Origin of the sequence: Bacillus sp. ATD (assembly GCF_050585765.1) — a bacterium.
Classification (GTDB): domain Bacteria; phylum Bacillota; class Bacilli; order Bacillales; family Bacillaceae; genus Bacillus; species Bacillus stercoris.
Map to the genome: position 1 here is coordinate 1 of NZ_JBOBQH010000018.1, position 13135 is coordinate 13135.

The window sequence follows — 13135 nt, forward strand, 5'->3', positions numbered from 1 at the left end:
CCACAAGCTGGCACGGGAGAATGGAAGCACACTGTACATGGTGCTCCTTGCGGCCTACACAGCGTTATTGTCACGCTTAAGCGGACAGGAAGATATCATCGTAGGCTCGCCAATTGCCGGCCGGCCGCACAAGGATCTCGAGCCGATACTCGGCATGTTTGTGAACACGCTGGCGCTTCGGGCACGCCCGGAGGGCGGGAAGCCGTTTGTACAGTATTTGCAGGAAGTGCGCGAGACAGCATTGGAAGCCTACGAGCATCAGGATTATCCGTTCGAAGAGCTTGTCGATAAGCTTGAATTGACAAGGGATATGAGCCGGAATCCAGTATTTGATGCGATGTTTATCCTTCAAAATATGGAAAAGCAGGAGATGGATCTCGAAGAGATAACAGTCCGGCCTGTCACATTCGCACATCACATTTCTTTATTCGATATCACGTTAATAGCAACCGAAACAGATGAAGCCGTATGCTGCGAATTGGAATTTAGTACAGAAGTGTTCCTGAAAGATACGATTGAACGCTGGGCAGCTCATTTTATCGAATTACTGCATGCGGTCATTTCTAATCCTGAAACAAGGCTTTCACAAATAAATATACTTAGTGAAAAAGAAAAACAAAAAATTCTCACTACATTTAACAAAACTCAAGTTGAATTTGCTCAAAGTAATGTTCCTTTTCATCGCATATTTGAAGCAAAAGCTGAAGAAATTCCAGAACATATAGCTGTTATTGATAACGAAACAGAGATTAGCTATCGGCTTCTAAATGAAAGAGCCAATTGTCTGGCACGAACATTGCAAAACAGAATAGGTCCGAAGCCAACTGTGGCAGTTTTAGCCAAGCGGTCCATTGATGCAATTGTTGGCGTGCTGGCAGTGATGAAAGCTGGCGGAGTGTATATCCCAATCGATTCACACTATCCAAAAGCTCGTATTGAATACATTCTTCGTGATAGCGGGGCAGATATTCTTCTTTTACAGAGAGAGTTGGAGCATTTGATTTCGAACTCGCCTGAATCTGAGATGTATCACATCTGCCTTGACGATGAGAGCTCTTATGAAGAAAGTAATTGCAACCTTAACTTATCTCCTGCTCCTGAAGAGGAGGTATATATCATTTATACGTCAGGAACGACGGGTGCGCCTAAAGGTGTGATTGTCACCCATCAGAACTTTACTCATGCTGCTCTTGCTTGGCGTCAAATTTATGAGCTTGATCGGAAGCCTGTCAGACTGCTTCAAATCGCGAGCTTTTCATTCGATGTCTTTTCAGGAGATTTGGCGAGATCATTGACAAACGGCGGGACGCTAATCATTTGTTCAGATGAAAAGAGGCTGGAACCTGCTGAATTATATGGAATCATGAGCGCCCGGCGAATTACGATAATGGAGTCAACACCGGCTCTCATTATCCCGCTTATGGAGTATATATACCGTAACAAGCTCAAGCTTTCTGACCTAGACATACTGATTCTTGGTTCCGACATGGTGAAAGCTCAAGATTTCAAAACATTGTCAGACCGCTTTGGTCAAAGCATGCGCATCATCAATAGCTATGGTGTCACAGAGGCAACCATTGATTCGAGCTTTTATGAAACAAGTATGGGTGAAGAGTGTACGGGCGATACCGTACCAATCGGCAGCCCTCTACCGAATGTACGCATGTACGTACTCAGCCAGACTGATCAAATTCAGCCGATCGGTGTTGCCGGCGAGCTGTGCATCGGCGGGGCAGGTATTGCGAAAGGCTATCATCATAAACCTGACTTAACGAAAATGAAATTTACAGAAAATCCATTTGTCTCTGGAGAAAGGCTGTACAGAACCGGCGATCGCGCCTGCTTCCTTCCGAACGGAACGATCCGGCTTCTTGGCCGAATGGATTATCAGGTGAAGATAAATGGATACAGAATTGAAACAGAAGAAATTGAAAGTGTTTTGCTTCAAACGGGGCTTGTCAGAGAAGCTGCTGTTGCCGTTCAGCATGATAAGAATGGACATGCAGGTTTGGCAGCATATATTGTGCCTTCAGACGTCAATACGAATGCTCTCCGTGCCGCTTTAACAAAGGAGCTGCCAGCGTATATGATTCCTGCACATCTGATTCCTTTAGAAAACATGCCGCTGACCCTAAACGGAAAGCTGGACAGAAATGCCTTGCCGGCTCCAAATAATGTGTTATCGCGTCCATATTCCGCACCAGTTAACGACATACAAAAAACGATGGCGTATATATGGGAAGATGTACTGAGCATGTCACAAGTCGGCATTCACGATTCCTTTTTTGAGCTTGGCGGAGACTCAATTAAAGCATTACAAGTGGCAGCACGTCTGGCAGCTGAAGGCTGGAGCATGACTATACGCGACTTATTCCGTTATTCAACGATTCAGGAACTATGCGGACATATCACACCATTGGCATCTCAAGCGGACCAGGGACCTGCGGAAGGTGAAGCTGAACTCACCCCGATTCAGAGAAGATTTTTCGGACAGGACCATGCTTTTTACTATCATTACAACCAGTCCGTCATGCTTTTCAGTGACAAAGGATTCAATGCTAACGCGCTTCGTCTAGCGCTGCGTAAAATAACCGAGCATCATGATGCCACTCGCATGATTTTCCAGCATGACCAAAGCGGCCATGTCATTCCGTTTAATCGCGGAATCAATCACAAGGATGATGAACTATTTGGCCTTTATATTTCAGATTGGACAAAAGCATCGCTGGAAAGGACTCACCTTGATGAAAAACTAGCGGCTGAGGAAACCGTCATTCAAAGCAAAATGAATGTACAACAAGGGCCTCTGCTGCAAGCAGGTTTGTTTAAAACGTCAGAAGGGGATCATCTTTTGATTTCGCTTCATCATCTAGTGATGGATGGTGTTTCTTGGAGGATTCTGCTTGAGGATTTAGCGGCGGCATATCAGCAGGCTTTAGAAAAACAAGAAATCCAATTGCCGCCAAAAACCGATTCTTATTTGTCCTACGCCAATGGTCTTGCCCAAATAGCTGAAAGTAAACAATTGCTTTCAGAAAAAACGTATTGGCAAACGATTTTAGACGCTCACACTGCTTTTCTTCCTAAGGACATAGAAAATGTGCCGGGCAGACTCCAAATGAACAGCGATGCACAAGCGTTTGTGCTATCCGGGGACTGGACTGAAAAATTACTGTTTGAAACTCAGCAAGCCTATGGCACTGATGTCAACGAACTTTTGCTTACAGCTTTAGGAATGGCGCTTTCTGAATGGACAGGGCATGACCGAATCCTGATTAGCACTGAGGGACACGGTAGAGAAAGGCATGTGCCAAACATTGATATTTCACGGACAGTTGGTTGGTTTACTTCCATTTATCCTATTCTGCTAGACATGGGTATTCCCGAGCCTTTCGAGGATCCGCTCGCATACCGAATTAAGATGACAAAAGATATGCTGAGAAGAGTCCCAAACAAAGGAACTGGTTACGGATTGTTAACACACATAGGAGAACTGCGTCATAAAGAGCCTGAGGTCAGCTTTAATTATCTCGGCCAATTTAGTGAAGAGAAGGAAGCTGAAACGTTTCAATTGTCATATTACCAGCCCCGTTACGAAATAGCGGGTGAGAGAGAACGAGAATATGAGCTGGACATCAATGCTCTCATTACAGACGGACGGCTTCACGTAAAAGCGGTATACACCCAAGTATTCAGCAAACACTCGATTGAGTGCTTTATGGATCGTTTTCACAGGCATCTTATCGAGACGATTGAGCATTGTTCACAGAAAAAAGCACGCGAAAAAACGCTGAGTGATTTCAGCAATAAGGAATTAACGTTGTCTGCATTATCTAGCATCGAAAATTTGGTGAAAGATCTTTAACTTTTGAAAAGGTGTGTGGAATTGATGGCACAATCGGCGCAAATTCAAGATATTTATCCGTTATCGCACATGCAAGAAGGAATGCTGTTTCATTCACTGATGGATTTCAGCTCAAAAGCCTATGTCGAACAGACCTCGTTTACGATCACAGGCAATCTATGTATCGACTCGTTTCAAAAGAGCTTAAACCTTCTTGTCTCAAGGTATGATATTTTCAGAACAATTTTCATTAAAGAAGTACCAGATCTTACAGGGCCGCAGCAGGTAGTCTTGTCAAACCGTGAATTGACAGTATATAGAGAAGATATTTCTCGCCTGGCTGATCAAGACCAGCAGACGCTGATTGATGCTTTTATGACCAAGGATCGGGAAAAAGGATTTGATTTACAAAAAGATCCATTAATGCGCCTTTCCCTTTTTGATAGAGGCGACAGCCAATATACATGTGTCTGGACACATCACCATATCATCATGGATGGCTGGTGTCTCGGCATTATTCTGAAAGAGTTTTTTAGCATGTATGATTCACTCAAAAATAACTCACCTGTACAACTTGGCAGGACGGTGCCGTACAGCCGTTATATTGAATGGCTCGGAGAACAAGATCAGGAAGAGACTGCTACTTATTGGAGCGGATATTTGAAGGAGTACGGGAATACTGCTTCTATTCCCCGGATAAAGAGCCGCCCAGCGGATAGGGATTACGAAGCCGCTCAGGTTCGCTTTTCTTTAGCGCCGGAAATGGTTGAGAAACTGACTGAGGCCGCCCAAAAATGGGGAGTCACACTAAACACGTTGTTTATGAGTATTTGGGGCGTGCTTCTCCATCGATATAATGCCGCTGATGATGTCGTTTTTGGCTCCGTTATTTCTGGACGTCCGTCAGCGATTGACGGGATTGAATCAATGGTCGGCTTGTTTATTAATACGGTCCCAGTGCGAATTCGATCTGCTGAGGGCATGACGTTTTCTTCGCTGGCCAAATCTGTGCAGGAGGATTTTTTATCATCTGAACAGCACGGATATTATCCGCTTTATGACATTCAAAACCATAGTCCATTGAAACAAGGTTTGATCGATCATATTTTTGTTTTTGAAAATTATCCTGTACAGCTTGATCAGGCATTACGCATCGAGAGCGAGAATGAGGAAAATGCGCTGAAGCTGGGTGACATTTCAATGTCTGAGCAAACCAATTACGACTTTAATATTGTGATCGTTCCGGGAGAATCATTTTATATCAAATTCAGCTACAACGCAGCCGTTTATGAACGTGAGGAGATGCTGCGGATACAAGGCCATCTAAAGCAAGCGCTTGAATGCATTGTGACACATCCCGATGTTGCCGTCAGTGACATCAATATCGTGCCGCCGGAGGAACAACAGGTTATCCGATTGTTTAATGAAACAGAGCGTCCTTATGTGAACAAAACGATATCCCAATTGTTCGAGGAACAAGCTTACAAAACACCCGAAGCGGCTGCATTGAAAATGGGAGACGAATGCTGGACCTATCGCCAATTAAACGGAAGGGCCAATCAGATTGCGCATGCTCTCATAGAAAAAGGGGTTGGATCTGGAGATATCGTCGCTGTGATGATGAGGCGGTCAATGGAAATGCCAGCAGCTTTACTTGGGATTTGGAAAGCGGGGGGCGCTTATGTGCCGCTTGATCCAAATGTTCCGACAGAACGTCTTTCTTTCTTGCTGAAGGACAGTCAAGCGGCTCAAATGCTGATAGAAGAAGACCTTATGACATTTATCCCTCCGCACTATGAAGGAAACATGATATCGATAGAACAAACAGAAAGCCATCAATCAGCAGCTCCAGATGTGCCGTCTGGTGATCTTGCCTACTTAATTTATACGTCGGGAACGACAGGGCGGCCTAAAGGTGTTCTTGTTGAACATCAAGGCATTGCCAATACATTGCAATGGAGACGGGAAGAGTATGGCATGACCGAACAGGATATATCCCTCCATTTGTTTTCATACGTGTTTGACGGCTGTGTAACGAGCTTATTTACCCCGCTTTTATCCGGTGCTTGCGTATTGCTGACAACGGATGACGAAGCGAAGGATGTGCTAGCCCTTAAGCGAAAAATAGCCCGTTATAAGGTCAATCACATGATCATTGTTCCTTCTCTGTACCGGGTGTTATTGGAAGTGATGACTGCTGAGGATGCAAAAAGTCTTCGTATTGTGACATTTGCTGGTGAAGCGGTCACACCTGACCTAGTTAAGATGAGCGAAAAGATTTGTCCTTCTGCAGAATTGGCAAATGAATACGGTCCGACCGAAAATAGTGTGGCAACAACAATATTGCGTCAACTGAACGAAAAAGAGAGGATCACGATCGGACACCCGATAGCAAACACGAAGGTATTTGTTTTGTACGGAAATCAGATGCAGCCGATCGGCGCGGCGGGCGAACTGTGTATTTCCGGCGCGGGCCTTGCGAGAGGATACTACAAACAGCCGGAGCTGACAGAGAAAGTATTCTACGATCCATTCCTTGAAGGGGAGCGCGTATACCGAACAGGTGATGCAGGCCGTTTTTTGCCGGATGGAACGATTGAATATATTGGACGTTTTGATGATCAAGTGAAAATTAGGGGTTACCGCATTGAACTGGGAGAGGTTGAAACGGTTCTTCGACAGATACCAGGTGTAAAGGAAGCAGCCGTACTGGCCCGTGATGTTTCTGCTGGGGAAAAAGAGCTTGTTGCTTATATCGTTCCGGAAAAGGGAAACAGTCTCCCAGATTTGTATCGGCATCTTGTTGGGACATTGCCGTCCTATATGATTCCAGCAAGTATGATCAACATCAGCCGAATGCCATTAACATCCAGCGGAAAGCTTGACCGCTCAGCACTTCCTGAACCTGAAACAAATACGAGCCTCACATATATGGCGCCCCAAACCTTAATCGAAGCTGATCTCGCACGTATTTGGGAAGATGTGCTGAATAAACAGCCAATCGGCATTCGTGATGATTTCTTTCAGTTAGGCGGACAGTCCTTAAAAGCGACCTTACTTGTATCAAGAATACATAAAAAGCTTAATATTGAGCTGCCAATCAGTGAAGTTTTTTCAAATCCGACAATTGAAAGCATGGCTGTCAAATTGATGAGCTTAAAAGAACATGCTTTTACACGGATTGAACCTGCGGATCAAAGAGATGTCTATCCGCTGTCTTTTTCACAAAAGCGAATATATGCTCTTCATCAACTGGCAGATGACAGCACTGGCTATAACATGCCCGCTGTACTTGAATTAAGCGGATACCTCGATCGTCAGCGGCTGAGAAGCGTTCTCACAGAACTTGTGATTCGGCATGAAGCATTGCGGACTGTTTTTGTGATTGATGAAGGAGAGGCCGTACAGCTCATTTATCCTGAGATGGACTTTGATCTGAAAGAGCTTGAAATGGAATCAGACCAAATGCTTGAGTCTGCAATTGAGTCCTTTATCAAACCGTTTGATTTATCGTCCGGCCCGCTTTTTAGAGCATGTCTCGTTTCGATGGGCAATAACCGAGGATTTTTGCTGCTTGATATGCATCATATTATCGCTGACGGTGTCTCAATGAGCACTTTAGTCCAAGAATTTACTGACTTATATTGTGGAAAAGAGCTTCCAGCATTAAGCCTGCATTATAAAGATTTTGCTGTTTGGCAACAAGAGAAGTATCCTGAAGAATTACACAAAAAACAGGAGGCCTATTGGCTCAATCAGCTAGGGGGGAGTCTTCCTGTATTAGATTTACCGCTTGATCAAACAAGACCGCGTCTCCCCGATTTCAGCGGCGGAACAATCGAAGTCAACATTGATAAAGACACGGCTGATGAGCTGCACCGTGTAATGGCAGAAACGGGAACAACATTGTATATGATTCTTCTGGCTTCCTATTCTATTTTGTTATCTAAGCTCAGCAGACAAGAGGATATTGTTGTCGGCTCACCTGCTTCCGGAAGACCGCACGCCGATCTGGAGCGCGTCATCGGGATGTTCGTCAATACATTAGCAATTCGCTGCCAGCCCGAGGGCCGCAAAACGTTCAGCTCGTATTTGCAGGACATTCGCCACCTGGCTCTGACAGCTTATGAGCATCAGGATTATCCTTTTGAGAAGCTGGCAGATAAGCTCGATACACATAGAGAAGTAAATCGCAACCCGCTGTTCGATGCGATGCTCGTGCTTCAAAGCAGTGATGATTTTCAGTTCGAAGTGCCGGGTCTATCGATTTCGTCTGTCACTCCTAAACACGATATATCTAAATTTGATTTGACCTTGCACGCTGAGGAGCATTCTGGCGGAATCCGCTGCCGTTTTGAATACAGCACTGCTCTTTTTGAAGAAGAAACCATTGCACGGTGGGCATCATATTTTATTGAGCTGATAAAAAGTGTAACGGCGGATACCGAGATGAGGATTTCTGATATGCAATTGCTTCCTTCTGAAGAGCGTGACTTGCTCCTTGAAAAAATGGGACAGTATGCAGCTTATCCAAGAAATGAAAACATTGTAAGCTTATTTGAAAAAAAAGCCGCTGAACATCCCGAGCATCTCGCAGTGGTGTGCGGTGACTCTCAGCTTACCTATCGAGAGCTGAATGAAAAAGCCGAGCGGACAGCTGCTCTGCTGATCAAACGAGGAGTCAGCGCTGGGGATATCGTCGGTCTGATGCTCGATCGGTCATCTGATATGGTCATTGGTGTTTTATCGATTTTAAAAGCTGGAGGGGCCTACTTGCCGATTGATCCTGAATATCCTCAGGAACGTATTAGCTTTATGCTCAATGATAGCGGGACAGAGATATTGCTGACAGAGCGCAGTCAAAACAAGCCCGCAGGCTACAACGGACATATTTTGTATATCGATGAAGGCGAAAACGACTCAATTCCGGCTGATTTAAACATTCAAATATTAACAGATCAGCCTGCATACGTGATATACACATCCGGAACGACTGGCCAGCCAAAGGGCGTCATTGTCGAGCACCGCAATGTGATCAGTCTCTTAAAGCATCAAAACCAACCTTTTGAATTTGGACATGAAGACATCTGGACGTTCTCTCATTCATATTGTTTTGATTTCTCTGTATGGGAAATGTTTGGTGCGTTATTGAACGGAAGCACACTAGTCGTGGTCTCTAAGGAAACAGCCCGTGATCCCCAGGCATTCCGATTATTGTTAAAAAAAGAACGCGTCACTGTACTCAATCAGACCCCAACAGCTTTTTACGGCCTGATGCATGAAGATCAAAACCATTCGGACCGATTAACCATCCGCTACGTCATTTTTGGCGGTGAAGCTTTACAGCCAGGCATGCTTCAAAGCTGGAATGAAAAATATCCTCATACCGATCTCATCAATATGTACGGTATTACAGAAACGACGGTACATGTAACGTTCAAAAAATTGTCCGCAGCAGATATTGCAAAAAATAAAAGCAATATCGGCCGGCCTCTTTCAACTCTGCAGGCTTATGTGATGGACGCTCATATGAATCTGCTGCCTATCGGAGTTCCAGGGGAGCTGTATATAGGCGGTGAAGGTGTGGCACGGGGATATCTAAACAGAGATGAGTTAACCGCTGACCGTTTTGTACCCAATCCATACCTTCCGGGAGACAGATTATATCGCACGGGAGATCTTGCTAAACGCCTGTCAAATGGCGAGCTGGAATACTTAGGACGCATTGATGATCAGGTTAAAGTCAGAGGGCATCGCATCGAGTTGGGTGAAATCCAAGCGGCTCTTCTCCAGCTTCCAATGATTAAGGAGGCAGCTGTCATTACCAGAGCAGACGAGCAAGGGCAAACAGCTATATATGCTTACATGGTGATAAAAGATCAACAAATTGCGAATATATCAGACATCCGGATTTCTCTAAAAACCATGCTGCCTGATTTTATGCTGCCCGCCCGCTTGATACAGATTGACAGCATCCCGCTAACTGCTAATGGCAAGCTTGATCAGAAAGCTCTCCCGGAACCTGAAAAACACACTTATACTGCTGATGATATCAGCCCAAGAGATGAGATTGAAAAGGTGATGGCTGAAATTTGGGAGGAGCTTCTTGATGTAGATGAGCTGGGCGTAAACGCCAATTTCTTTGAACTGGGCGGAGATTCTATTAAAGCGCTGCAGGTTTGTGCCAGACTGAAGCAGCGCGGATATGAAACGACAGTACGTGAGATGTTTGAACATCAGACTCTTGGTGAACTGTCCGCTCGTGTCCAAAAAGCCGTACGCGTCATTGACCAAGGTCCGGTCGAAGGTGAGATCACTTGGACACCTATCCAGCAATGGTTTTTCTCGCAATCTCTGGAAAGCCATCATTTTAACCAGTCCGTTATGCTCTACCGGTCTGAACGATTTGACGAGATTGCGCTCAAAAAGGTGCTAAAAAGCCTGGTAACCCATCATGACGCACTGAGAATCATATGCCGGTATGAAAATGGCAGTCCGGTTCAGCTAAACAGAGGCATAGATCTGCCAGATGAGGAGCTATATGCTTTTGAACTGTTTGATGTAAAGGATAACGCAACAGACGCACATAACAGGATTAAGGAAGCAGCCAGCCAGATGCAGGAGCATATGCGTTTGGAAACCGGCCCCTTGCTTCACGCTGGATTGTTCAGAACCGAGAATGGTGACCATTTGTTTCTGACGATTCATCACTTAGTCGTTGATGCGGTTTCTTGGCGCATTTTGTTTGAGGATTTTTCAACAGCTTACAAACAGGCAGTCTCAGGAGAATCTATTCAACTGCCGCAAAAAACAGACTCATATTTAACGTATTCACAAAAAATAGCTGACTACTCAAAAAGCCGTCAAGTGCAGCGCGAAGCAGCGTATTGGGATGAGTGCGAGAACCGTCACATTCAGCCTGTTCCAAAAGACAATGACGCAGCACCTAACACATTCAAAGATACAGAAATGATTGATTTTGAGCTGTCCCGCCATCACACAGAATTACTGTTAACGGCTGTGCATAAAGCTTACAGCACGGAGATGAATGATATTCTTCTGACAGCTTTAGGACTTGCTTTGCAGCAATGGACGGGCAATAACCAATTTAAAATCAGCATGGAGGGCCACGGAAGAGAATCCTATCTTGACGACATTGATATTAGCAGAACTGTTGGCTGGTTCACCTCCATTTATCCTGTGTGGCTTGATATGAGCGATTCTGAACATAAGAATAACGATGAGCGGCTGGGCCACCTCATTAAACAGACAAAAGACATGCTGCATCGTATACCGCATAAAGGCGTGGGCTACGGTGTGCTGAAATATATCAGCAAAAAATGGGACTCTGAAAAAAACAGCCCGGAAATCAGCTTTAATTATTTAGGTCAATTTGATCAGGATATTCAGTCAAAAGCCTTTGAAGTGTCTGACATCAAGCCAGGAAATGAGATCAGCCCGAACTGGGAGCGGCCTTATGCACTGGATATCAGCGGTGCCATTTCTTCGGGATGCCTGAACCTGCACATCATCTATAACAGGCTACAATTTGAGGAAAAAACAATCCAAACATTTGCCGGGCATTTTAAACAGACACTGGAAAACATCACTGAGCATTGTACGGGCAAAGAAAGCCGAGAATGGAGCGCATCGGATTTCACTGATGAAGATTTAACGCTTGATGAATTGAACGAGATTATGGGAGCCGTCAACAAACTATAGGGAGAGGAGATTCATCTGATGCCGCAGCAACCCGAAATACAGGATATATACCCTTTGTCTTTTATGCAGGAAGGGATGCTTTTTCACTCATTGTATGATGAACAGTCGAGAGCTTATTTTGAACAGGCCTCTTTTACGATCAATGGACAGCTTGACTTGGAGCGTTTCCAGAAAAGTATGGATGCTGTTTTTGACAGGTACGATATCTTTCGAACAGCATTCATCTATAAAAATGTAGCCAAGCCTCGTCAGGTCGTGCTCAAGAAACGTGCTTGCCATGTTCATTTTGAAGATATTTCTCATCTCAATGAAAAAGATAAAGAACATTGTACAGAGGCATTCAAAGAGCAGGATAAATCCAGGGGATTCGATCTGCAAACGGATGTACTAATGAGAATATCTATTTTAAAATGGGCGCCTGATCGTTATGTCTGTATTTGGAGCCACCATCATATTTTAATGGATGGCTGGTGTTTAGGCATTGTCATTAAAGATTTTCTTCACATTTATCAAGCGCTGGGTAAAGGCCAGCTTCCTGATTTGCCTCCCGTACAGCCGTACGGGACGTATATTAAATGGCTGATGCAGCAAGATCGTGAAGAAGCAGCTGAGTACTGGAAAAAGCGGCTTCAGCATTTCGAAAAATCTACACCTCTGCCGAAAAGAACAGATCAAATTCCGAATGGGACATTACAGCAAATCACGTTTACCATTCCCGAAAAAGAAACCGCCGAATTACAGAAAATCGCAGCAGCTTCTGGTGCGACACTAAACACTGTTTTCCAAGCTTTATGGGGGATTATGCTTCAAAAGGTCAATCGCAGCAGCGATGCTGTGTTCGGTTCAGTTATATCAGGCAGACCTTCTGATCTAAAAGATGTGGAAAACATGGTCGGGCTTTTTATCAATACCATTCCTATTCGAGCCCAAAGTGATTCTCTGTCTTTTTCTGACCTAGTCAGGAGAATGCAAAAGGACATGAATGAGGCAGAAGCCTATAGTTACTTCCCCTTGTATGATATTCAGGCGCAGAGTGCTCTAAAGCAAGAGTTGATCGATCATATTATCGTCTTTGAAAATACACCTACCCAGCAAGAGATCGAAAAACTGAATCAAGCGGGGTCATTTGATTTCTCCGTCAAAGATTTTGAAATGGAAGAGGTGACCAATTATAAATGCAGTGTCAAAGTGATCCCAGGCCGTACCTTGTACGTTCGGATTCATTTTCAGACCGGCGCTTATCAACCAAGCATGATGTCCGAAATAGAAGATTATTTGCTGCACATGGTCTCTGACGTCACCTCTGATCCATCTCTTCCTGTGTCAAAGATGACATTGCTTGATGAGAACAAAACACAGAAAATCGTTTCTCAAAACAACAGGTCAGTATCTGTTTCGCCTGAAGCCCCAACTCTGCACGGTCTGTTTGAACGACAGGCGGCTTTCACACCGGAGCGGACAGCCATTCGATTTTCAGGCGGTTCGCTGACGTATGCTGAGCTTGATATGTATGCCAGCCGGCTGGCCGCCCGCCTTGCGGCACGCGGCGTCTCAAAGGAAAGCATCGTA

At 44.7% G+C, this 13135-nt stretch carries 3 protein-coding genes; all 3 read left to right on the top strand.

Annotation, left to right across the window (positions count from 1 at the left end; genetic code table 11):
* The coding region (locus ACQXR1_RS22000; protein WP_430772866.1) for an amino acid adenylation domain-containing protein at nt 1-3865 on the top strand (3865 nt) is incomplete at its 5' end.
* Between the two features lie 24 nt (nt 3866-3889).
* Complete coding sequence (locus tag ACQXR1_RS22005; RefSeq protein ID WP_430772867.1) at nt 3890-11566, top strand: amino acid adenylation domain-containing protein; 7677 nt, start codon at nt 3890-3892, stop codon at nt 11564-11566.
* 18 nt (nt 11567-11584) lie between these two features.
* A partial coding sequence (locus ACQXR1_RS22010) for a condensation domain-containing protein (RefSeq protein ID WP_430772868.1) occupies nt 11585-13135 on the top strand: 1551 nt, incomplete at its 3' end.

What these genes read in the sequence shown, in the direction of transcription:
- ACQXR1_RS22005 (WP_430772867.1), top strand. Translation starts at nt 3,890, where the DNA reads ATGGCACAATCGGCGCAAATTCAAGATATTTATCCGTTATCGCACATG.